Origin of the sequence: Salinarimonas ramus, assembly GCF_014645695.1 — a bacterium.
Classification (GTDB): domain Bacteria; phylum Pseudomonadota; class Alphaproteobacteria; order Rhizobiales; family Beijerinckiaceae; genus Salinarimonas; species Salinarimonas ramus.
Map to the genome: position 1 here is coordinate 321,959 of NZ_BMMF01000005.1, position 22,315 is coordinate 344,273.

The window sequence follows — 22,315 nt, forward strand, 5'->3', positions numbered from 1 at the left end:
ACCGGGAGGGTTACCGAGAGCTTTCCGCGACGCCTCCGCTTCGAGCGATCGTTTTGGCCCGATTGCAGAACTTCGCTGCTACGTCTCACCTCACCTGCCGTTACGCGAACGAGAGCGAGCGTCGACATGCTGTCCAGACTGATCGAGGATCGCCGAGGCGGGGTCGCCGTCGCCTTCGCGCTGAGCCTCCTGCCCACGCTCGGGCTCGCGGGCGTCGCCGTCGACTATAACCGAGTCGCCAACGTGCGGCCGCAGGTGCTCTCGATGCTCGACCGCGCGGCCCTCGCCGCGGTGAGCCGCGAGGAGGAATACGGCGCCGAGGACTACGCCCGCGAGATGGTCGAGCAGCTCATCCCCGAGCTGCCGGAGGGGGTCGTCATCGACGAGGTCGTCCCGCGTCTCGTGGTCGACGCGTCCACCGGCGCGCGCACCATGCACGTGGAGGCGTCGGGCCGCGTGACGGCGAACATCTCCCGCGTCATCGGGATCGAGAGCATCCCCTTCACGCTCGAGAGCGAGGCGCAGGCGGCGAGCAAGCTCTACGAGGTCGTGCTCGTCGTCGACGTCACGGGCTCGATGAAGGACAGCAAGATCAATGCGCTGCGGCAATCGGCGACCCGGTTCGTCGAGACGCTCCTGCCCGCGGGCGCCTCGAGCGACCGTCTGCGGGTCGCGATCGTGCCCTACTCGGCCACCGTGAACGTCGGCACCTCGCGCTCCGGCTGGCTCACCCCGGGCAACGGCGCCCTCGACGACGCCGGCCTCGATGCCATCGCCCAGAACCGCTACGTCTGGGATTCGAGCGAGGTGCCGGCGAACCTGTGCAAGGGCACGAACGTCGTCTGGGACGGCCAGAAGCAGCTCTGCTACATGGGCACGCTCAGCGCGTTCGAGGACGTGGACGATTGCCCGGGCGTCATCCGCGGCGACACCTGCTACGTCGCGAACGCCTGGGCGGGCTGCGTCATGGAGCGCGCCGGCTCGGACGGGGAGCTCACCGACGCGCCCCCGAGCACCGCGGCCTTCCGGCCTTATTACTGGCAGTCCTGGACGGGCAACGGCTCGCCGAGCAACCGCTTCAATTCCTGGCTGCCCAATTCCGTCGACGAGAGCTGGCACACCAATGCCACGTCCAACGACGGCCGCGGCCCCAATCTCGGCTGCCCGAAGAACGCCGTCGTCCCCTTCACCGCCGACCGCGACCTGCTTCTCGGCGAGATCGAGGATTTCGAGGCCTGGCACCGCGGCGGCACGATGGGCCATGTCGGCCTGCTCTGGGGCTGGCGCCTCGTCTCCCCGCAATGGCAGGGCCTGTGGGGTCCCGACCATTGGGCCGACGCCCCGCCCCACGCCAAGGTCGAGCGCATCCTCGTCTTCATGACGGACGGCGAGAACGGCTTCTACACCGGCCACGCGCCCTCCAACGACAGCGATTACACCGCCTACGGACGCATGTCCGAGAGCGCTACCTTCAACCGCTCGAACCACAAGAGGCTCCTGAACGAGCGCATGGAAACGGTGTGCGAGAACCTGCATGCGGAGGACGTCGAGGTGTTCACCGTCGCCTTCGCGCTCTCCAGCGCCGATGCCCACAAGCTGCTCGGCGGCTGCGCCTCGACGCCGCGCCACGTCTTCACCTCCGAGGTCGACACGCTGGTCGCCCATTTCGAGACCATCGCCCGGGACATCTACGAGCGGCGCGTGGCGTTGACGCGCTGACCCCCCCCTACTCCCCGACCATCGCGGCAGGAACCGCCGCGCTCGCCCCCGCGTTCGCCGCCTCGACGAGGCAGCACGCGGGGTTTTCTTTTCGTGGAACAGATCGCAGGGCTCGCCGACGAGGCGGGCGACATCCTCGCGGCCTGGCCGGACTGGGCCGAGGCGGCCGTCGTGCTCGCGCTCTTCGCGGTCGCGGCGCTCCTCCTGCACGGGCTCGTCGTCTCGATCGTGCGCGCGACGTTCGGGCGGCGGCTCGGCGATCTCGGACGCGGCATCCTGGCGCGCATCCGGCGCCCGACGCGGCTCGCGCTCGTCATCGTCCTCGTGGGCGGGGCCCTGCCGGCCGTGCCGCTCGACGGCGACACGCGGGCTTGGCTCGCCTGGCTCCTGCTCCTCGCCTTCATCGTCGTGCTGGGCTGGGCCGCGATGGTCGTCGTCGACGTCGCCGCCGACGTCTACCTGCGCCGGCTTCCGCGCGAATCCGAGGACACCACGCTCGCCCGCAAGGCGACGACGCAGGTGCGGCTCCTGCGGCGCATCGCCGTCATCGTCATCGGCGTCCTCACGGTCGCCGCGCTGATGACGACGAGCCCCGTCGCGCGGCAATACGGGACGAGCCTGTTCGCGTCGGCGGGCGTCGCGGGCCTCGTCATCGGGCTCGCCGCCCAGCCGGTGCTGTCGAACATCATCGCCGGCCTGCAGCTCGCCATCACCCAGCCCGTCCGGCTGGAGGACGCGGTGATCGTGGAGGGCGAGTTCGGCTTCGTGGAGGACATCCGCACGAGCTACGTGGTGGTGCGGCTGTGGGACCTGCGCCGGCTCGTCGTGCCGCTCAAGCGCTTCATCGAGCAGCCCTTCCAGAACTGGACGCGAGGCGAGGCGCGGCTGATCGGGTCCGTCGTGCTCCATCTCGACTACACCGCACCCATCGCGGCGATCCGCGCGCGCTTCGAGGCTCTGGTGCGCGCCTCCCCGCTCTTCGACGGCGAGACGGTGGGGCTTCAGGTGATCGACGCGGGGCGCGATTCGATCACGGTGCGCGGGCTGATGAGCGCGCGCACCCCCGGCGAGACCTGGGATTTGCGCTGCACCGTCCGCGAGGACCTCGTCGCCTGGCTCCAGGAGACCCATCCCGGCGCCCTGCCGCAGGTGCGCACCCGCACCGTCGCGAGCGGCGCCGCAGCCGCGGCGGCGGAAGCCGGGGAGAGCGCGGAGGGCGGCGACGCGAATTCCACTTAGCTCCTTCCCTGTAGGGGAAGGAGAAGGGCGCCCGTCTCCCGGGTCAGGCGGAGAGCTTCTCCATGAGCGTCTCGGAGAGCTCGAAATTGGCGTAGACGTTCTGGACGTCGTCGTGGTCCTCGAGCGTCTCCATGAGGCGCATGAGCTTCTCGCCGGTCTCGTCGTCGACGGCGACCGCGTTCTGCGGCTTCCACATCAGCGCGGACTTGCTCGCCTCGCCGAAGCGCTCCTCGAGCGCCTTGGTCACGTCGCCGAGCGCGATGTCGGCGCAGTAGATCTCGTGGCCGTTCTCGGAGGAGACGACGTCGTCGGCGCCCGCCTCGATGGCGGCCTCCAGCATGCCGTCGGCATCGGCCACTTCGGGCCCGTACTCGACGATGCCGACGCGGTCGAACATGAAGGCGACGGCGCCCGTCTCGGCGAGGTTGCCGCCGGACTTGGTGAAGTAGGAGCGGATGTCGGAGGCGGTGCGGTTGCGGTTGTCCGTCATGGCCTCGATGATGATCGCCGCGCCGCCGGGGCCGTAGCCCTCGTAACGGATCTCCTCGTAGTTCTCCGCGTCCCCGCCCTGGGACTTCTTGATGGCCCGCTCGATGTTGTCCTTGGGCATGGACTGCGCCTTGGCCGCGAGCACGGCGGCGCGCAGGCGCGGGTTCATGGCGGGATCGGGCATGCCCATCTTGGCCGCCACCGTGATCTCGCGGGCGAGCTTCGAGAAGAGCTTGGAGCGCTGCGCATCGACGCGCCCCTTGCGGTGCATGATGTTCTTGAACTGGCTGTGTCCGGCCATGCGGTATCCGTCCTCGCGCGGCGCCGGCCGAAGGGCGGCGGCCTGGTTGCTGTTCATCAGGTGTCGCTGGAGCACGGATATAGGCGGGAGAGGGCGCTCTTGCCAAGCGCACCGTCGTGCCGAGGGCCTTCCCCCTCCGCCCGGGCCTTGCTCACATCCCCCCCGCCTTCTCCGCGGCGAACAGCGCCACGCCGACGATCGCCCAGGACAGGCCCACCGTGTAGACCATGCCGGCGAGGCCGAGCAGGCCGCCGATGCCGAGCATCACGCCGTCCTCCTGCATGATCGCGATGGCGAGCACGACGAGTGCGATGGAGGGCACGAAGTTGGTGCCGGGAAGGGGAATGATCACGCAGGCCGCCAGCAGGACGGCGAAGACGCCGATGAGGCGGTCGCCGCGGTCGCCGAAGAGCCCGGTATAGCGGGGCCGGCACAGGCTCTCCACCCAGCGCAGCCGCGGCTCCGCGAGGTCGATGATCTTGCGGAAGGTCGAGACCGCGAAGGTCTTGTCCATCAGGCGCCGCGGCAGCCAGGGGCGGCGCTTGCCCAGCGCCATCTGGACGGCGAAGAGCAGGACGGGCAGGCCGAAGACGGAGTTCATGCCCGGCGGCGCCGGGATGCAGTTGGGCAGCGAGAACAGGATGATGACGAAGCCGAAGGCGCGCTCGCCGAAGGCCTCGACGATCTCGCGAATGGAGATGCGGTCGCCCTCCACCGTGTCGACGACGGCGCGCAGGACGAGGGTGATGCGCTTGTGCTCCATCGCCTCGTGCAGCGCGCGGGCGCGCCGCGCCTGAGGCGTGTCGGCCTCCGCGGCGAGCCGCGCGGCCTTGGCCGCGCGACGCTCGGCACGGCGCTGCTGGAGACGCTCGATGGCCTCGCGCAGGCGCCGGCGCCGCTCGGCCGCCTCGGTGCCGGGCGTCTCCACGCCTTCGGCCTCCGTGCCGGGCGTCTCCACGCCTTCGGCCTCCGTGCCGGGCGTCTCGGCCGCGGACGCCTCCGGCCGGGCGCCGGCATCCAGGCCGGGCTCTGCGGTGGTCTCGCGTGTCGTCTCTCGGGGATCGTGCGCGCTCATCGGGTCCACGTGCGGATCAATCCCAGAAGACGGGCTTGGTTTCGTCGAGATGGGGTCCGATCCGCACCGGCGCCACCTTCGTGGCGAGCCCGGTGCGCGGATCGGTCTCGACGGCGATCCCCGAGAGCGCGCCGGGGCCCGACGCCACCTCGAGCCGCGCGCCGGGCGTCTTCTGCAGGAAGCGGCGCAGGGGCTCGTCCTTGGCCATGCCGAGCACGGAATCGTAGTCCCCGCACATGCCGGCGTCCGACATGTAGGCCGTGCCGCCCGGCATGATGCGGTGGTCGCCCGTGGGAACGTGGGTGTGGGTGCCGACGACGAGGCTCGCGCGCCCGTCGCAGAACACGCCCATGGCCTGCTTCTCGCTCGTCGCCTCCGCGTGCATGTCGACGACGATGGCGTCCGCGGCGGCGCCGAGCGGGCAGTCGGACAGCGCCCGCTCGACGGCGCCGAACGGGTCGTCCATGGCGTCCATGAAGAGCCGCCCCATGACGCTGACGACGAGGACGCGCGCGCCCTGCGCCGTCTCGACGAGGGTCGCGCCGCGCCCCGGCGTGCCGGCGGGATAGTTCGCGGGACGCACGAGCCTGTCCTGCCGCTCGATGAAGACGAGGGCCTCGCGCTGGTCGAAGGAATGGTTGCCGAGCGTGAGCGCGTCGGCGCCCGCGCCGAGGAGCTCGTCGCAGATCGCCTCGGTGATGCCGAAGCCGCCGGCGGCGTTCTCCGCGTTGATCACGACGCAATCGAGCTTCCAGCGAGCGCGCAGGCGGGGCAGCTCCTCGGTGACCGCCTGGCGCCCCGGCCGGCCGACGACGTCGCCGAGGAAGAGGATCCGCATGCGCTCACGCCTCCCGTGCCGCGCCCGCGTCCCGCGGCGCGCGGATGATCTCCGCCTCGGTCACGACGAGGTCGAGACGACGGTCGTGATCCTCGGCGGGAATGCTTTGCGCTTCCTGAACGGAAAAAGCCACCCCGATCGCGAGAACCGGGCCCGCGCGCTCGAGCGCGGCGAGGGCACGGTCGTAATGCCCCTTGCCGTAGCCGATGCGGTGGCAGGCGCGGTCGAAACGCGAGAGCGGCACGAGGAGCGCCTGCGGATGGAGCATCTGCGCCTCCGGCCCCGGCGCCTCGACGCCGAAGGCGCCGCGCACGAGGGGCGTGCCGGGCGTCCAGGCGCGGAAGACGAGGCTCGGATCGGTGACGACGGGCAGCGCGATGCGATGGCCGCGCTCGGCGAGCGCCACGAGGGCGGGGCGCACGTCGAGTTCCGTGCGCAGCGGCCAATAGCCGGCGATGGTGCCGATGCCGGCGAGCTCGGGCAGGGCGAGCAGCGTATGGACGAGCCCCCGCGCCGCCGCCTCGCGCACCTCGGGTGCCAGCGCGTCGCGCCGGGCGAGCCCCTCGCGCCGCAGCGCCGGCTTGTCAGAGGTCGATGGTGCGAGAGGCGACGTCGTCATGTAATCGAGCGCGGAGCCGCGAAGGCCGTTGGAGAGTCGATCCCGGGATACCTACACAGTAGGTGGGCGCCGTATGTCCCGGTCCACGGACCGGGTCAGGGACAGCTCCCTTCGAGATCGATAAGGCCCCGGGGAAAAGTCCTCCTGACGAACCCCACAGCCCCGCAAGGAACAATGTAATGGGGGGCGGGGGCCGGGGGAAGGGGGAGAGCCGGCGTTATTTTCGCGCCATCGCGCTGGGGATACGAATGCCGCTTTCGGCAACGCCCGGCCGGAAGCGCGGGCGAGCCGGGCGTCACCGCCGCGCGGGGCGTCGGCCGGTGCCGCCTCCGCCCTGGAGGCCGCCGGTGATGGTGTCCAGCATCTCGTCGGACGCGCCGCGGCGTCGGGCCGGGCGGCGGCGGGCGCCGATGTCCCGCGCGGCGTAGGCTACCTCCCGCGAGCCGTCGACACCCGATCGCGAGGGCGACCCGCCGAGATCGCGTGCCACGGCGGCGCGGGCCTGCGGCGTCTCGGCCAGGCGGTGGAGATGGATCTCGCTCGCGCCGCGCTCGGCTGCACGGGCGAGCCACGTGCCGCGGCGGGCGGTGTCCGGCAGGGCGTCCGCGAGGGTGACGCCGACGATCCGCGCGCGCGCCGCCGCACCCTCGCCGGCACCGCTCGGCTCTCGCGCGACGGCGAGGGCCACGGTGCCGTCGAGATCGTCCGCGTCGACGGAGGCGATCGCGTGCACCGCGACGACGACGCGCCGCCCCGAGCGTCCGCGCCAGGAGGACAGGCCGAGCCCGTCTCCCGCCTGCGCCGTCGCACGCAGGCGCTCCTCGCGCACGTCCCCCTCCCCGTCGCACGGGGCGGGGCCGACGCCACGAGCCGCACCGCGCAGGTCGCGCAGCGATTCTCTCCAGAACAGGGCGCGTTCGTTCCTCATACGTTCTAGCTAAGCCGTGCGGCCCGGCTCGTCAAGGGCGAGCCGGGCCGAAATGCGCGAGACGTCTCACTCGGTCTTGGTCTCACTGCGTCTCGATGAAGGGCGGCAGGTCGCCGAGCTCCCGGCGGCGCGGCAGAAGATGATGGCCGTAGCGATCCCGGTGCGCGCCGAGCGCGGAGGGCTCGCTCAGCACCATCTGCTGGTACACGTAGCGCTGCATGGAGCCTTCGAGATTGTTCGGCAGCGTCACGTTCGGCGGATCGAGCCAGGCCGGCGGGCCCGACGGCCGAACCTCGACGGCGAGCCCGTCCTGCGCGTTCGCGCCGGAGGCGGGGACCAGGAGGAAAGCGGCGCAGGCGGCCGCGAGAGCAGTTCGCGTCATGGTGAGGCCTCTCTTCGTGCCACGATCATGGATCGACGACGCGAGACGCGCGATCCGGGTTCCCGTCAGGAGGAGAATCCCAGATGCGCGGGGCGCGGCGGCGGCACCGGCATGGGCACGACGATCTGCGGCAGAGCCTGCGGACGTGCGCCACCGCCCCGCGTCGGCGGCGCGGGCGCGATGGACGCGACGGAGGCCGGATCGTCACCCGCCGGCGCGCACCCGTGCGCGCCGGCCGGCGCCGCGAAGGCGCGGGCGAGGGCCGTGTCGCCGCCGGGATCGAGGAGCACGAGCCCGTCGACGACGCAGGCGAGCGTCTCCGGAGCGGCATGCGCGTCGCACAGCCAGCCGGAGAGCCCGAGGCTCACGCCGCCGCGGAAGGCGAGGCAAGTGCGCACAGGCCCGTTCTCGAGCACGAGCTCGGCGGCTTCCAGCGTGCCGAAGCGTGTGGCGACCGCCTGCGTCGGTCCGGTGCGGACGATCGCGAGGCCGGCCTGCGCGGCGGCGAGCGCGGCCTCCACGAAGAAGCTGCGCTCCGCCTCCGGCGTCGTGCCCGGCCCGTCGCGCCGCAGCGCGAGACGCATGTGCGTGCCCGGCTCCGCGAAGGCGCCGAAGACGAGGGCGTCCTCGCGTGCGCCGTCGGCATGGATGCGCGCCACGTGCCGCGAGGCGAGGCCGGAGAAGCCCGGCGCGTCGAGGCCCAGCACGATCTGCGGGATCTCGAGGGCGCGCCAGTCCGGCGGCGGTGCGGTGAGGACGGGATCGGGCCGCGCGACCAGCTCGGCGATGTCGCGGGGCGCCTCCTGCATGGGCGGCGGCGCCGGCATCAGCGCGAGCGCCACGAGCCCGCAGGCGGCGGCGGCGGTGAGGGCGCCGGAGAGCGTGCGCGCGAGACCGCGCTCGCGACGCTCGTGCGCGTCGCGCTCCCAGTCCGCCCCGATCTCCAACAGCTCCGCCTCGCGGAACCGTCCCGCCGCGTGCATGATGACGCCGTCCCTCTCGTCTCCCGTGGCGACCCTCCGCCCGCGGGGCCGAACGGGGGGTTACCGGCGCACCGGAGCGAGCGGGCTTTCTCGGCGTTTCGTGAATCCATCGTTGCGATGGCGGCAGGGGCGATGTCGGCGAGAGGCGCGCTTGACACCGCTCGCGTTTCGACGCAAGCACGAGCCACGCTCCGGCAATGGTGGCCGGGCGGAGACGAGAGCGAGACGATGCGTCCGGCCGTGAGCACCACGCGCAAAACGACGACGACGTCCACGACGGCGGGCACCACGCTCCGCTGAACGCCCTCTCGTTCCCGGACCTCTCCCCGCCGGGCGGGAGGCCGGAAGCCCAGGCAGAGCCGATCGAGGCTCCCCGGGCGCCGCGACATCCGGGGAGCCCGGTTCCATCGCGAGGAGAATACCCATGGGTTACAAGGTCGCCGTCGTCGGAGCGACGGGCAATGTCGGGCGGGTCATGCTCGACATCCTCTCCGAGCGCGCCTTCCCGGCCGACGAGGTCGTGCCGGTGGCGTCGCGCCGCAGCCAGGGCGTCGAGGTGTCCTACGGCGACAGGACGCTCAAGACGCGCGCGCTGGACACGTTCGACTTCTCCGACGTCGACATCTGCCTGATGTCGGCGGGCGGCGACGTCTCGAAGGAATGGGCGCCCAGGATCGCCGCGCAGAACTGCGTCGTCATCGACAATTCGAGCGCCTGGCGCATGGACCAGGACGTGCCGCTCGTCGTGCCGGAGGTGAACGCCGCCGCCGTCGAGGGGTACGCCAAGAAGGGCATCATCGCCAACCCGAACTGCTCGACCGCGCAGCTCGTGGTGGCATTGAAGCCCCTGCACGACGCGGCGACGATCAAGCGCGTCGTGGTGGCGACCTACCAGTCCGTCTCCGGCGCCGGCAAGGAGGGCGAGGAGGAGCTCGACCGCCAGACCCGCGCGGTCTACTCGCTGCAGGAATTCGCGCCCAAGAAGTTCCCCACGCGCATCGCCTTCAACCTCATCCCCCAGATCGACGTCTTCATGGAGGACGGCTCGACCAAGGAGGAGTGGAAGATGGTGGCCGAGACGAAGAAGATCCTCGACCCGAAGATCAAGCTCACCGCCACCTGCGTGCGCGTGCCGGTCTTCGTCTCGCATTCGGAGGCGGTGAACGTCGAGTTCGAGCGGCCCATCAGCGCCGACGAGGCGCGCGCCATCCTGCGCTCGGCGCCCGGCATCCTGGTGATCGACAAGCGCGAGCCCGGCGGCTACGCCACGCCCCACGAGGCCACCGGCGAGGACGCGACCTACGTCTCGCGCATCCGCGAGGACATCACGGTGGAGAACGGCCTCTCGTTCTGGTGCGTCTCCGACAATTTGCGCAAGGGCGCGGCGCTCAACGCCGTGCAGATCGCGGAAGCGCTGATCAACCGCAAGCTCCTCCAGCCGAAGGCCGGGTGAGGGTGCGGCCTGCGGGGGGGCCCTTGAAGCCCCGCCGGGCCCGTCTTCGGCCAATCACCCCGGCGCTATGTCGCTTCAGCCGCGGTGGAGAACGGCATGCGTCTCGAAGCAATCGTAGAACACGGGCTGCTGACGCCCGATCGCATTGCCCAACAGCTGCGCACGACGCGCGACGAGGTCGCCCACGCCGTCGGCGTGGGCCGTGACGCGATGCTACGGCCCGAACGTATCGCGAGTGCCGAAACCCAGAAGCGCTTGCGCGAGCTGGTCGACATCCTCGACCGCGCCGAGGCTTGCTTCGGATCGACGCTTATCGCCTATGCCTGGTATCGCTCGGAGCCGCTGGCGGGCTTCGGCGGAGAGACGGCGATGCAGCTCGTGCGCGAGGGCCGAGCGAGCGAGGTGATGGAGTACATCGACGCGGTCGACGCCGGCGTCTACGCCTGATCGCCTCCCGCCATGACGGAGCCGAGAGCCGTTCGGCGGTTCCGCTCCGAAGGACCGAACGGTGTCTCCTTCCCTGTAGGGGAAGGTGGATCGGCGGCGAAGCCGACGAGACGGATGGGGCGCGGCGCGAAGCGACGCGTTCCGCGAAGCGGAAGCCGACGTGTCGGTGGCCCCGTCGCAATTCGGCTCCGCCGAACGCGCGTGCCGCGCGCCCCATCCGTCACCGGCTTCGCCGGCGACACCTTCCCCTACAGGGAAGGAGCGGGTCGGCGGCGCGAGCACCATCGCGAAGAGGGCGGCGATCCCCGTGGATCGCCGCCCATCTCTAAAACGCTCGCGAGCGGAGTGCCCGTCTCAGAACATGCGCTTCAGGCCGTCGGCGAGGGTCGTCGCTTCCCAGGAGAAGCCGCCGTCCGCCTCGGCCGCGCGGCCGAAATGGCCGTAGGCGGCGGTGCGGGCGTAGATGGCGCGGCCGAGGCCCAGCGTGTTGCGGATGCCGCGTGGCGAGAGGTCCATGGCGTCCATGAGCACCGCCTCGAGCTTGGCCTCCTCGACCTTGCCCGTGCCGTGGGTGTCGACGTAGATCGACAGCGGCTTCACCACGCCGATGGCGTAGGAGAGCTGGATCGTGCAGCGCGAGGCGAGGCCCGCGGCGACGACGTTCTTGGCGAGGTAGCGCGCGGCGTAAGCCGCCGAGCGATCGACCTTCGTCGGGTCCTTGCCGGAGAAGGCGCCGCCGCCGTGGGGCGCCGCGCCGCCGTAGGTGTCCACGATGATCTTGCGGCCGGTGAGGCCGGCATCGCCGTCGGGGCCGCCGATGAGGAACTTGCCCGTAGGATTGACGTGCCACACGCAGGTCGGCTCGATCCAGTTCTCGGGCAGCGCCTGGCGGACGTAGGGCTCGACGATGGCGCGCACGTCGTGGGATGTGAGATGCGGGTCGAGGTGCTGGGTGGAGACGACGATCTGCGTCACGCCCACGGGCTTGCCGTTCTCGTAGCGCACGGTGACCTGGCTCTTGGCGTCGGGGCCGAGCACCTTCGACTCGCCCGTCTTGCGGGCCTCGGCGAGCGTCTTGAGGATCTCGTGCGCGAAGAAGATCGGCGCCGGCATCAGCTCGGGCGTCTCGTCGCAGGCATAGCCGAACATGATGCCCTGGTCGCCCGCGCCCTCGGCGTCGACGCCCTGGGCGATGTCGGCCGATTGCTGGTGCAGCAGGACGTCGATGTCGCACGTGTCCCAGTGGAAGCCGTCCTGCTCGTAGCCGATGTCCTTGATGGCCAGGCGCGCGAGGTGGGCGACGTATTCCTTGGTGATCGTGGCGGGACCGCGCACCTCGCCGGCGATCACGACCTTGTTCGTCGTGGCCAGCGTCTCGCACGCGACCCGCGCCTCGGGCATCTCGCCCAGGAAGGCGTCCACGACCTCGTCGGAGATCCGGTCGCAGACCTTGTCCGGATGTCCTTCGGACACCGATTCGCTGGTGAAGAGATAGGAGGAGCGGGCCACGGCGTCGGATCCTTTCATTCCTCGCGCGGACGGTGCACGGCCGGCGCCGTCCGGTAAAACGGACTGAACGGAACCTAGATGACACCTACTCTCGGTCGGGTCAACCCGAAAAGGCGAACGTGTCCGATCTACCGAACGGCCTCGATCGCCTCCAGCTCCTCGGCCGGCTGCTCCTCGTCGTCGCCTGCCAGAGCCTCCACGAGTTCGACCACGCGCTTGCGGACCTTCGGGTCGCGCACCTTCATGAAGGCGCGCATCAGGTGCAGGCCGTCGGTGGTCGAGAGGAAGTCCGCGACGTAGGGCGGGGTGGGCGTCTCCGAGAGCCCGTCGGACACGACGGGCGGCGCTCCCTCGGCCTGGGGCGCGCCCTCGTAGAAGAACTCCACCTGCACGCCCAGGATAGACGCGATCTGGTGCAGCCGGCTCGCACCGATCCGGTTGGTGCCCTTCTCGTATTTCTGCACCTGCTGGAAGGTGAGCCCCAGCGCATCGCCCAGGCGCTCCTGGCTCATGCCGATCATCATGCGGCGCATGCGCACGCGGCTTCCGACATGCTTGTCGATCGGGTTGGGAGTCTTCTTCAACGCATCGCTCCTGCGGGGGACCTTCGGCGAACGACCGGCGGCGAATGCCTCGGACTGGACATCTGCGGCCGAGAAACCTTCGGGAAGGAGCCTTCGCTGGGAAAGCTCCGGGAAGACCTCCGGCGCGCCTCTCAGCCGACGCCGCTCCGAGACCCGCGAAGCCCCGGCATCAGCGCCGACACGCAACACGTTAGAAGCATGATTGCAAAAACGCCATCTCCGAAACGCGCGTACAGGGTGGGCCGGAGCGCCTGTGGCAGCCCCGCATCGATAAGTCCGGCGGTTCCGAGCGGGAGCCGGCCCGTCTCGCGACCATAGGGATCGACCATGGCCGAGATCCCGGTATTGGCCGCGCGCACGAGTGGCAACCCCTCCTCGACGGCACGCAGGCGGGCCTGGGCGTAGTGCTGGCGTGGGCCGGGGGTGTCGCCGAACCAGGCGTCGTTGGTGACGTTCAGGAGCGCGCCGGGCCGCTCGCCCCGCGGCGTGACGGCGCCCGGGAACACGGCTTCGTAGCAGATACCGGGCGCAATCAACGGTAGACCGGGTACGGCGAGCGTCCGCCGCTCGGTCCCGGCCGCGAAGCCGCCGGGGACGGCGACGAAGGCACGCAGCCCGACGCCGTCGAGGATCGCGGCGAACATCTCGGGAAGGTACTCACCGAAGGGAACGAGGTGGACCTTGTCGTACGTGTCGAGAATCGTGCCGTCGTCGGCGACGACCTGGATGGAATTGTAGAAGACCGGCTCCTCTCCCGGCAGCCAGCCTTCGTCGACCCGCGCGGCGCCCGTGACGAGGGTCGTGCCCGCCGGCAGGAGCCCGGCGATCTGCGCGAGCGCCCGCGCGTCGCGGTGGAGCAGGAAGGGGAAGGCGCTCTCGGGCCAGATCACGTGCGTGACGTCCGCGACGCTCGCGCGCTCGGGGGAGGTCGTCCGGTCCGAGAGGCCGAGATAGGTGCGCATGATCTCCTCGCGCCGGGCGGGGTCGATCTTCACGTCCTGCGGCAGGTTGGGCTGGACGATGCGCAGGGCGACGCCCGCGACCTCCGGCATCGGCGCGGCCGGCAGGCGCGCGACGCCGAAGGCGAGGAGCCCGCCGAAGGCGAGGGTGGCGACGAACGTGGGCGCGAGCCGCGCCGTCGGCGTGCGGCCGGTGGCGAGGGTCGCGGGCGCGGCGGCGATGGCCGCGGCGAGAAGCCCGAGCCCGTAGAGCCCGACCAGCGAGGCCGCCTGCATCAGCGGAAGGCTCTGCCCGAACGCCATGCCGAGCGCGTTCCAGGGAAAGCCCGTGAAGAGGTGCCCGCGCAGCCATTCCGCCGCGGCGAGGCCGGTCGCGAGCGCCAGGACGCGCGCGGCGCCCGGCGACCAGAGCGCGCGCGCAAGCGCGAAGCCGGCCGCGTAGAACAAGGCCAGCGCAGCCGGAAGCGCGATCACGCCGAGCGGCATCGCCCAGGCGAAACGCTCGGCCTCGACCAGGAAGGCCGCACCGAGCCACCACAGCCCCGCCAGCAGATAGCCGAAGCCCCACAGCCAGCCGATCCCCGCCGCGGCGGCGATCGTGCGGACGTCGCGCCGCGAGCCGAGGCCGTCGACCAGCCACACGGCCGGGACGAGGGCGAGGATCAAAGCCGGGAAGAAGCCGAAGGGCGGCATGGCGAGCGCCCCGATCGCGCCCGCGACGAACGCGATCGCCGCGCGCCGCCAGCCCCAGGCGAGGACGACGCGATGCGCCAGGGTCTTCATGCGGATGGCGGCCGATCGGGCGCGCTCTCGCCCGGCGCCGAGCGCGGGGCGTCGCCGGACGCCGTCGTGTCGCCGGGGGTCTCTCTCTCCACCGGCGCCTCGCCGTCCCCGGCCCCGGCCCCGGTCTCGCGCTCCGCGGACGCGCCCGTCGCGTCCGCACCGCGACGCGCGGCCAAGCCGGTGGCGACACCCGCGGGCACGAGCGCGAGGCTCGGGTCGCGGCGATGCACGCGCACGCGCTTGAGGCGCCGCGGATCCGCGTCGAGGATCTCGAACTCGAAGCTCTCCGGCCCCGCGATCAGCTCGGAGCGGGCCGGCACGCGGCCGGCGAGCGCCACGACGAGGCCGCCGAGCGTATCCACGTCCTCGGCCACCTCGCCCTCGGTGAAGTCGTAGCCGATGACCTGCGAGGCCTCCTCGAGATCGGCGCGCGCGTCCGCGACCCAGGTGTCCGCCCCGCTCGGGCGAATCATCGATTGGCTCGCGAGGTCGTGCTCGTCCTCGATGTCGCCGACCACCATCTCGACGAGATCCTCGATGGAGACGAGGCCGTCGGTGCCGCCGTACTCGTCGATGACGAGCGCCATGTGCGTGCGCGTCGTCTGCATGCGCACGAGGAGCTCGACCGCGGGCATGGAGGGCGGCACGAACAGGACCGGACGCAGGATGCGCGCGGAGGCGAGGGTCGCCGAGAGGTCGATGTTGGAGAGGCTCACGCCGTCGAGCGCGCGGGCGAGGTCGCCGCGGGCCTCCTTGCCCTCACCCCTGCCCTCACCCTTGCCGTCGGCCCTGGCCTCGCCCGTGGCGCGCCCGTTGCCGGCCGCCTTGTGCTCGGCGCTGCGGGCGCGGCGGCGGCGCGTGGCGCTCTCCGCCTTGGCCACCAGGAAGTCGAGGAAGTCCCGGATGTGGACCATGCCCTTGGGGTCGTCGAGCGTCTCGCCGTAGACGGGCAGGCGGGAATGGCCGGCGGTGCGGAACACCTTCAGCATCTCGCCGAGCGTCGTCTCGTGCGAGACGGCGACGATGTCCGCGCGCGGCACCATGACGTCGTAGACGCGCATGCGGTGGAAACGCAGCACGTTCTTGAGCATGGCGCGCTCGCGCGCGGAGATGTGCGGGTTCTCCGCCGTCACGGCGAGGAGATCCTCGAGATCGGCCCGCGTCGATTCGCGCTGGCGCAGGCCGAGCCGCACGAGCATGCGGTCGACGAACCCCTCGCGTGGGGGCACGCTCGGCGCGGAATGGCCGTCGACCGTCGTCTCCGCCGGGCGGGGCGCGGCGGGACTTCGATCGCCGTCCCGGCCCTCGCGGGCGGGCTCGGAGGCGGACGGGGCAGGGCGGGTCGGTGATTGAGAGCCGTCGGTCATCGTGTGTCGTTCGCGCTGCGAGGAGGCGTCATGTCGCCCCGCCATAGGGATCGGCGATCCCGATGAGGGCCATGGCCCGTGTCTCCAGCGCCTCCATCTCCTCGGCGGCAGCGTCGGTGTCGTGATCATACCCGAGACAGTGCAGAACGCCATGCGCCAGGAGGTGCGCGGCGTGATCCGCGAGGGACTTGCCCTCCTCCTCGGCCTCCCGGGCGAGCGTCTCGTAGGCGAGGACGACGTCGCCGAGCGGCCGCGGGCCGGGAAAGCCGGGGGTCGGCGCCGCCGGAAACGAGAGAACGTTCGTCGGCTTGTCGAGATTACGCCACTCCAGGTTGATCGCCCTGATGGCGTCGTCGTCGGTCAGGAGCAGCTCGAGGGAGACGAGCCCTTCCACCCCGGCCACCACGAGGGCGGCCTCGGCGGCGCGCACGCACAGCCCTTCGACGTCTTCGAGCGTATCCCAGGCGCCCGCCTCGCGGGTGATCTCCAATGTCAGGTCGACAGCACTCACGAGGGTGTCCCCGGACGCGGGCCGCCGCGCCCGCGCTGCGGCGCCAGCGGCTCGCCCGACGCGTCGACGGGGTGGCGTGCGCGGAAGTCGGCATCATAAGCCGCGACGATACGTCGCACGAGATCGTGCCTGACGACATCCTCGTCCTTGAAGCGAATACGCCCGACGCCCTCCACCTTCGCGAGCACCCGCGACGCCTCGACGAGGCCCGAGGCCTGCCCCGGCGGCAGGTCGATCTGAGTCGGGTCCCCGTTGACGATCATGCGCGAGCCCTCTCCCAGGCGGGTGAGGAACATCTTCATCTGCATGGTCGTGGTGTTCTGCGCTTCGTCGAGGAGGACGAGGGCGGAGGTGAGCGTGCGGCCGCGCATGAAGGCCAGCGGCGCGATCTCGATCATGCCGGTCGCGAGGCCGCGCTCCACGTGGCGCGCCTCCATGAAGTCGTAGAGCGCGTCGTAGATCGGGCGCAGGTACGGGTCGACCTTCTCGCGCATGTCGCCCGGAAGGAAGCCGAGGCGCTCGCCCGCCTCCACGGCGGGACGTGTGATGATGATCTTGTCGACGTCCCCGCGCTCGAGCAGCGAGACCGCGAAGCCCACCGCGAGCCAGGTCTTGCCGGTGCCGGCCGGCCCCTCCGCGAAGACGAGCTCGTGCGCCTTGAGCGCACGCAGATAGCCGTCCTGCGCGCGGTTGCGGGCCTTCACGAAGCCGCGCCGGCGGGTGGCGATGCCCTCGAAGCCGGCGGTGCCGGGCTCGGCGGCCGGCTCGTCGCCCGAAGGGAAGAGCTGGCCCTGCATCGCGCTCTCCTGGATCGCGCCGTCGACGTCGCCGACGGCGAGCGGCGCGCCGGAGCGGACCTGCTCGTAGAGGCTCTCCAGCACCCGGCGGGCCTGCTCCGCCGCCTCCGGCGCGCCGCGCAGCACGACGCAATTGCCGTTGGCGTTGGCGAGCACGCCGAGCCGGCGCTCGAGATGCGCGAGGTTCTGGTCGTAATGCCCGAAGACGAGGCTCGCCAGCCGGTTGTCGTCGAAGGTCAGGCTGATCTGCGCCATCTCCTCGACGCCGGGATGGCTCGCGGCATCCCGGGCCTCGCCGCGGGGGCGGTCGTTCGACGGCCGGTCACTCGACGGCAAGGGCGGGTTCTCCTGCGGAAACGTTCGACGAAACGGAAGGCGTCGCGGCGGACGCGTTCGTCTCGGCGAACAGGCTGTTCGATCCGGCCCGCACGATCCGCGCGGCCACGATGTCGCCCACGGCGCCGGTCGCATCCTCGATGACGACGGCCTGGAGATAGGGCGACTTGCCCGCGAGCTGGCCCGGATGGCGGCCGGGCTTCTCGAGCAGGACGTCCACGGTGCGCCCCACCGTCTCGCGGTTGAAGGCCTGGCGCTGCTCCTCGAGGAGCGCCTGCAGGCGCGCGAGCCGCTCGACCTTCACGGCCTCGGCCACCTGCTCCGCCTCCTCCGCCGCCGGCGTCCCGGGGCGCGGCGAATACTTGAACGAGAAGGCCGACGCGAAGCCGACGTCGGCGACGAGGCGCATGGTGTCCTCGAACTCGGCGTCGGTCTCGCCGGGAAAGCCCACGATGAAGTCCGAGGAGAGCGCGATGTCCGGCCGCGCCGCGCGCACGCGCTCGACGATGCGGCGATACTCGTCGGCGGTGTGCTTGCGGTTCATCGCGGCGAGCACCCGGTCCGAGCCCGCCTGCACCGGCAGGTGCAGGTAGGGCATCAAGGCCGGCAGGTCGCGATGGGCGGCGACGAGCGCATCGTCCATGTCGCGGGGATGGCTCGTCGTGTAGCGCAGGCGCTCCACGCCCTCGATCTCGGCCAGCACGTGGAGGAGGCGCGCGAGACCCCAGGTCCGCCCGTCCGGCCCCTCGCCGTGATAGGCGTTGACGTTCTGGCCGATGACGGTGATCTCGCGCACGCCGGCCGCGGCGAGGGTGCGGGCTTCCGCGAGCACCTTCGCCACGGGGCGCGAGACCTCCGCGCCGCGCGTATAGGGCACGACGCAGAAGGCGCAGAACTTGTCGCAACCCTCCTGCACGGTGAGGAAGGCGGTGACCCCGCGCCCGCGCACGCGCTTGGCGTCGAGCGCGGGCAGCTCGTCGAACTTGTCCTCGACGGGAAACTCCGTGTCGACCACGCGCCGGGCCTTGGCCGCGCGCAGGATCTCCGGGAGCCGCTGATAGCTCTGCGGGCCGACGACGGCGTCGACGACGTGGGCGCGCTTGAGGATCTCGGCGCCCTCGGCCTGGGCCACGCAGCCGGCGACGACGACCTTCGTCTCGTGCCCCTCGAGCGTGCGCGCCTCCTTCATCCGGCGCACGCGGCCGAGCTCGGAATAGACCTTCTCCGCCGCCTTCTCGCGGATGTGGCAGGTGTTGAGGACGACGAGATCGGCCTCCTCCGGCACCTGCGTCTGGACATAGCCCTCCGGCGCGAGCACGTCGGTCATGCGCTCGGCGTCGTAGACGTTCATCTGGCAGCCGTAGGACTTGACGTAGACCTTCTTCACGCGGCGGCTCGCTCTCCGATCTGTCGCCCGCTCTATCTATGCGACGCGGGCGCTCGATGGAAGGGCGCGGCGCGGGGCGAAACGTGCCGATCGCGGCTCGACCGGGCCCTGCCCCGTCGTCAGCCGGGCCCCGACGCGCTAGGCTTCCCCTCGCGCGTGTGGCAGCGGACACCGAGGACCGCGCGCGAAGAACGAGAAAGCGGAACGGGAGGGCGGCCTTGAGGGATTTCGGGACCTTCGACTACATCGTGGTGGGCGCCGGCTCGGCCGGCTGCGTCGTGGCGAACCGCCTCTCGCGAGACCCCTCGGCCCGGGTGCTGGTGCTCGAGGCCGGCGGCAAGGACGACTGGATCTGGTTCCACATCCCCGTCGGCTACCTCTTCGCCATCGGCAACCCGCGCGCCGACTGGATGCTGAAGACCGAGCCGGTCCCCGGGCTGAACGGCCGCACCCTCGCCTATCCCCGCGGCAAGGTGATCGGCGGCTCGTCGGCCATCAACGCCATGATCTACATGCGCGGCCAGGCGCAGGACTACGACGGCTGGCGCCAGCTCGGCCTCGATGGCTGGGGCTGGGAGGACGTCAAGCCGATCTTCCTCCAGCACCAGGACCACGCCCGTCCGGACGCGCATCATGCCGGCGGCGGTGAATGGCGCGTCGACTATCCGCGGGTGCGCTGGGACCTGCTCGACGCGGTGATCGAGGCCTGCGTCGCGGCCGGCATCCCGGCGACGGACGACTTCAATCGCGGCGACAATTCAGGCGTCGGCTACTTCCAGGTGAACCAGAAGGGCGGCCGGCGCTGGTCCTCCGCCCGCGGCTTCCTCGCGCCGGCGCTCGGCCGGCCGAACCTGCGGCTCGAGACCGGCATCGCCGTGGAGCGCGTCGTGATCGAGGACGGGCGGGCCACGGGCGTCGTCTTCCGCCAGGGCGGGGAGACCTGCGTGGCGCATGCCGGCGGCGAGGTGATCCTGTGTGCCGGCGCGATCAAGTCGCCGCAGCTGCTCGAGCTCTCCGGCATCGGCGACGGCGCGCGCCTGCAGGCGCTCGGCGTCGAGACGAAGCATCACGCGCCCGGCGTCGGCGAGAACCTGCAGGACCATCTGCAGCTGCGCCCGATCTTCAAGGTGGAGGGCGTGCGCACGCTCAACGAGGATTACGGCAAGCTCTGGCGGCGGGCCTGGATGGGGCTCGAATACGCGCTGTTCCGGCGCGGGCCGCTGACCATGGCGCCCTCGCAGCTCGGCGCCTTCGCGCGCTCCTCGCCGGACTACGAGACGCCGAACCTGCAATTCCACTTCCAGCCCTTGTCGCTCGACAAGTTCGGCGACGCGCCCCACCCCTTTCCGGCCTTCACGGCGAGCGTGTGCAACCTGCGTCCGTCGAGCCGGGGGTCGGTCCACGCCACGAGCCCGGACCCGCACGCCCCGCCGGCGATCCAGCCGAATTATCTCGACACGCACGAGGATCGCCGGGTCGCGGCCGATTCGATCCGCCTCGTCCGGCGTATCGTGGCGCAGGCGCCGCTCGCGCGCTTCAGGCCGACGGAATACAGGCCGGGACCCGAGATCGACGGGGAGGAGGCGCTGGCACAGGCTGCGGGCGAGATCGGCACGACGATCTTCCATCCCGTGGGCACGGCCAAGATGGGGCCGTCGAGCGACCCGTCGGCGGTGCTCGACGGGCGGCTTCGGGTGCACGGGGTGGCGGGTCTTCGCGTCGTCGACGCCTCCGCCATGCCGCGCATCACGTCCGGCAACACCAACTCGCCGACGATCATGATCGCCGAGAAGGCCTGCGCGATGATCCTGGAGGCGCGGCGGGCCTGAGGCCCGCCGGCATGGTGCGCTGGTGGATCAGAACTTCACGCCGGCGGCGGCGCGCCAGGTGTTGACACTCATCTCCACCCCGGCGAGATCGGGGAAGAACAGGTATTGCCATTCGCCGCGCAGGAAGACGTTCTGCGTCAGCGCCACGTCGAGGCCCGCACCGGCTGCGAGACCCAGCGCGATGCCGCTGTCGGTTCCGGTCTCGGAGACCGGTTGGAGGGGTACGGCGCCGGTGATGGGAAGCCCATCGTCATCCACTCGCTCGCGGCTGCCGTCAACGCCCGCCGAGCGAACGACTTCATACTGGGCCAGTGCGATGCCACCCGTGACGAAGGGAAGGAACGCGCCGAGCGTATATCCCGCTCGAGCTCTGAGCGTCGCCCAATTCTCGAGCTTGGCATCGATGTTCCCCTTGGCCGTCACATTGTAACGCTCATTGTTCGATAATGTTTGGACCCTACTGAGAGTATCCAACCCACTTGAACTGAGCGCTCCTAAGGTTACATCAGCTTCGATACCCAATATAGTTTCCGCGAACTGGAAGTTATAGCCGGCCAGGACCCCGAAGGTCGTGTCGCTCGCGTCCGGAATCTGCGGATTCAGCCATTCCGAGACCTGCATCTCTTCTTCTACGATCGTTCGCCGGAGCCCGAAAGCGATGAGGTCCCCGAGCGCCTTGTCCGCCTGGAAGGACGCGTTCGTCTGGCCTGCGAAGCCGGCGAAATAGCCGCCCTGCCAGGTGACGACGGGCTCGAGCCCACCCGATCCGTAGCCGCCGCGCAGGGGACCGAGATCGACGGCGGCGGCGCCGGTCGAGAGGAAGCCCGCGGCGAGCGCGGCGGTGGCGGCGAGCGGGATGCGCATGGGATCGATCCTCGAGAGGGTTCGTCGTCTCTGTCGGGTGTGGCGGAGGTCGCGGGGAAGCGCGAGCCCGCGCTCAGTACGAGCGCGAGATCGGGACGATGGAGGGTTCGGGCGCGGCGAAGGTCCAGCGTACGCCGATCCGCGCCTCGTGCGCGGTGAGGTCGTCGACCTCGAACGTGGTGCCTGCCGCGGTCTCGAACTCGGGCGTGCCCAGATCGACGTAGCGGTAGCCGATGTCGAGCGAGAGGCTGCGGCCGAGGTCGACGGCGACGCCCGCCATCAGGGCCCAGGCGAAGTCGCCGCCGATCTCCTCGTCGTCCCGCAGGCGGGTGCCGAGGCCGATGCCGCCGATGGCGCAGGGCGCGACGCAATTCGTGACCGAGAAGTCGTCGAGCCGCGTCCAGGCATAGCCCACGCCGCCGCCGACATAGGGCGTGAAGCCGTGCCAGGTGCCGAGGTCGAGATAGACGTTGGCGAGCACGGTCGAGGCGGAGAGATCGCCCTGCGCGAACGCCGCCGCGTTCGGCACGCCGGAGAACACCGTCGCCGTGTTGGCGAAGCGGTGATCCGCCGTCACGTCGGCGCGGAGCCAGGAATTGAACTTGTAGCCGGCACCGAGACCGATGGACGGCGCGGGGTCGAGCTCCGCGCCGTCGAGGGGTGCGGAGACGCCGCCCACGCGGGCACGCGTCTCCGGATCGCGGTAGGCGGTGTAGCCGATGTCGCCGCGCAGGTACCATCCCGAGCCGACGGGCGCCGAGGCCGGCGCCGGCCCGTCGAGGGCGGGCAGCGGCGGCAGCACGTCCGCGGCCGAGGCGGTGCCCGGCAGGAGGGCCATGGCGGCGAGCGCGGCCGCGGCCAGCGGAAGGATCGGACGGGAATGGATGAGGCGGCTCATGGGTCGGCTCCTCGTCGA

The 22,315-nt window shown here is 71.2% G+C and carries 21 protein-coding genes and 1 other RNA gene; 5 read left to right on the forward strand and 17 right to left on the reverse strand.

Features of this window, described 5'->3' with window-relative positions; translation table 11 throughout:
• Positions 1 to 126 precede the first annotated feature (126 nt).
• Positions 127 to 1,719 (forward strand): TadE/TadG family type IV pilus assembly protein, encoded by a 1,593-nt coding sequence (locus IEX89_RS10500; protein WP_188912513.1) that lies wholly within the window; start codon positions 127 to 129, stop codon positions 1,717 to 1,719.
• A 93-nt stretch (positions 1,720 to 1,812) separates the two neighbouring features.
• Positions 1,813 to 2,958 (forward strand): mechanosensitive ion channel family protein, encoded by a 1,146-nt coding sequence (locus tag IEX89_RS10505; protein ID WP_188912515.1) that lies wholly within the window; start codon positions 1,813 to 1,815, stop codon positions 2,956 to 2,958.
• Positions 2,959 to 3,001: 43 nt separating this feature from the next.
• On the opposite strand, the gene IEX89_RS10510 is transcribed toward IEX89_RS10505, so the two are convergent.
• From IEX89_RS10510 to IEX89_RS10545, 8 genes are all read right to left on the reverse strand, one after another.
• Positions 3,002 to 3,748, reverse strand: a complete 747-nt coding sequence (locus tag IEX89_RS10510; protein ID WP_188912517.1) for a YebC/PmpR family DNA-binding transcriptional regulator — start codon at positions 3,746 to 3,748, stop codon at positions 3,002 to 3,004.
• A gap of 151 nt (positions 3,749 to 3,899) precedes the next feature.
• A complete protein-coding gene (locus tag IEX89_RS10515) occupies positions 3,900 to 4,823 on the reverse strand; it encodes an exopolysaccharide biosynthesis protein (RefSeq protein WP_188912519.1) in 924 nt (307 codons plus the stop codon).
• Positions 4,824 to 4,839: 16 nt separating this feature from the next.
• Positions 4,840 to 5,661 (reverse strand): TIGR00282 family metallophosphoesterase, encoded by an 822-nt coding sequence (locus IEX89_RS10520; RefSeq protein WP_188912521.1) that lies wholly within the window; start codon positions 5,659 to 5,661, stop codon positions 4,840 to 4,842.
• Between the two features lie 4 nt (positions 5,662 to 5,665).
• Positions 5,666 to 6,280 carry a 5-formyltetrahydrofolate cyclo-ligase gene (locus tag IEX89_RS10525; protein WP_188912523.1) on the reverse strand — a complete coding sequence of 205 codons (615 nt, stop codon included), beginning with the start codon at positions 6,278 to 6,280 and terminating at the stop codon, positions 5,666 to 5,668.
• 9 nt (positions 6,281 to 6,289) lie between these two features.
• Positions 6,290 to 6,446: non-coding RNA, 6S RNA (gene ssrS, locus IEX89_RS10530), on the reverse strand.
• A 129-nt stretch (positions 6,447 to 6,575) separates the two neighbouring features.
• A complete protein-coding gene (locus IEX89_RS10535; RefSeq protein WP_188912525.1) occupies positions 6,576 to 7,109 on the reverse strand; it encodes a hypothetical protein in 534 nt (177 codons plus the stop codon).
• A gap of 181 nt (positions 7,110 to 7,290) precedes the next feature.
• Positions 7,291 to 7,590, reverse strand: a complete 300-nt coding sequence (locus tag IEX89_RS10540; RefSeq protein WP_188912528.1) for a hypothetical protein — start codon at positions 7,588 to 7,590, stop codon at positions 7,291 to 7,293.
• Positions 7,591 to 7,655: 65 nt separating this feature from the next.
• Positions 7,656 to 8,573: a hypothetical protein gene (locus IEX89_RS10545; protein ID WP_188912530.1), complete on the reverse strand. Its 918-nt coding sequence runs from the start codon at positions 8,571 to 8,573 to the stop codon at positions 7,656 to 7,658.
• Between the two features lie 424 nt (positions 8,574 to 8,997).
• On the opposite strand from IEX89_RS10545, the gene IEX89_RS10550 reads away from it, so the two are divergent.
• Together IEX89_RS10550 and IEX89_RS10555 are read left to right on the forward strand one after the other, a co-directional pair.
• Complete coding sequence (locus IEX89_RS10550) at positions 8,998 to 10,026, forward strand: aspartate-semialdehyde dehydrogenase (RefSeq protein WP_188912539.1); 1,029 nt, start codon at positions 8,998 to 9,000, stop codon at positions 10,024 to 10,026.
• Positions 10,027 to 10,122: 96 nt separating this feature from the next.
• On the forward strand, positions 10,123 to 10,473 hold the full coding sequence (locus tag IEX89_RS10555) for an MbcA/ParS/Xre antitoxin family protein (protein ID WP_188912541.1): 351 nt from the start codon (positions 10,123 to 10,125) through the stop codon (positions 10,471 to 10,473).
• A gap of 354 nt (positions 10,474 to 10,827) precedes the next feature.
• Here the strand turns inward: IEX89_RS10555 and metK are convergent, their stop codons facing one another.
• From metK to miaB, 7 genes are all read right to left on the reverse strand, one after another.
• Entirely contained in the window at positions 10,828 to 11,982 is a 1,155-nt protein-coding gene (gene metK, locus IEX89_RS10560) for a methionine adenosyltransferase (RefSeq protein ID WP_188912543.1), read from the reverse strand.
• 128 nt (positions 11,983 to 12,110) lie between these two features.
• Positions 12,111 to 12,515 carry a helix-turn-helix domain-containing protein gene (locus IEX89_RS10565; RefSeq protein ID WP_244645297.1) on the reverse strand — a complete coding sequence of 135 codons (405 nt, stop codon included), beginning with the start codon at positions 12,513 to 12,515 and terminating at the stop codon, positions 12,111 to 12,113.
• A gap of 182 nt (positions 12,516 to 12,697) precedes the next feature.
• On the reverse strand, positions 12,698 to 14,308 hold the full coding sequence (gene lnt / locus IEX89_RS10570; protein ID WP_188912547.1) for an apolipoprotein N-acyltransferase: 1,611 nt from the start codon (positions 14,306 to 14,308) through the stop codon (positions 12,698 to 12,700).
• A complete protein-coding gene (locus IEX89_RS10575; RefSeq protein WP_188912549.1) occupies positions 14,305 to 15,675 on the reverse strand; it encodes a hemolysin family protein in 1,371 nt (456 codons plus the stop codon). The genes lnt and IEX89_RS10575 overlap by 4 nt, the downstream gene beginning before the upstream one ends.
• Before the next feature lie 28 nt (positions 15,676 to 15,703).
• A complete protein-coding gene (gene ybeY / locus IEX89_RS10580) occupies positions 15,704 to 16,186 on the reverse strand; it encodes an rRNA maturation RNase YbeY (protein ID WP_188912559.1) in 483 nt (160 codons plus the stop codon).
• Positions 16,183 to 17,238 (reverse strand): PhoH family protein, encoded by a 1,056-nt coding sequence (locus IEX89_RS10585; RefSeq protein ID WP_188912768.1) that lies wholly within the window; start codon positions 17,236 to 17,238, stop codon positions 16,183 to 16,185. Before IEX89_RS10585 ends, ybeY begins: the two co-directional genes overlap by 4 nt.
• A gap of 67 nt (positions 17,239 to 17,305) precedes the next feature.
• The gene (miaB, locus tag IEX89_RS10590; protein WP_188912561.1) at positions 17,306 to 18,706 is read right to left on the reverse strand and encodes a tRNA (N6-isopentenyl adenosine(37)-C2)-methylthiotransferase MiaB; all 1,401 of its coding nucleotides are present in this window, start codon (positions 18,704 to 18,706) and stop codon (positions 17,306 to 17,308) included.
• 218 nt (positions 18,707 to 18,924) lie between these two features.
• Here miaB and IEX89_RS10595 point away from each other — a divergent pair, with 218 nt between their 5' ends.
• Positions 18,925 to 20,535 carry a GMC family oxidoreductase gene (locus IEX89_RS10595; protein WP_244645275.1) on the forward strand — a complete coding sequence of 537 codons (1,611 nt, stop codon included), beginning with the start codon at positions 18,925 to 18,927 and terminating at the stop codon, positions 20,533 to 20,535.
• A 27-nt stretch (positions 20,536 to 20,562) separates the two neighbouring features.
• Here the strand turns inward: IEX89_RS10595 and IEX89_RS10600 are convergent, their stop codons facing one another.
• Both IEX89_RS10600 and IEX89_RS10605 read right to left on the reverse strand, forming a co-directional pair.
• Positions 20,563 to 21,399 carry an outer membrane protein gene (locus tag IEX89_RS10600; protein WP_188912565.1) on the reverse strand — a complete coding sequence of 279 codons (837 nt, stop codon included), beginning with the start codon at positions 21,397 to 21,399 and terminating at the stop codon, positions 20,563 to 20,565.
• 73 nt (positions 21,400 to 21,472) lie between these two features.
• A complete protein-coding gene (locus IEX89_RS10605) occupies positions 21,473 to 22,297 on the reverse strand; it encodes an outer membrane protein (RefSeq protein ID WP_188912567.1) in 825 nt (274 codons plus the stop codon).
• Between the last annotated feature and the right edge of the window lie 18 nt (positions 22,298 to 22,315).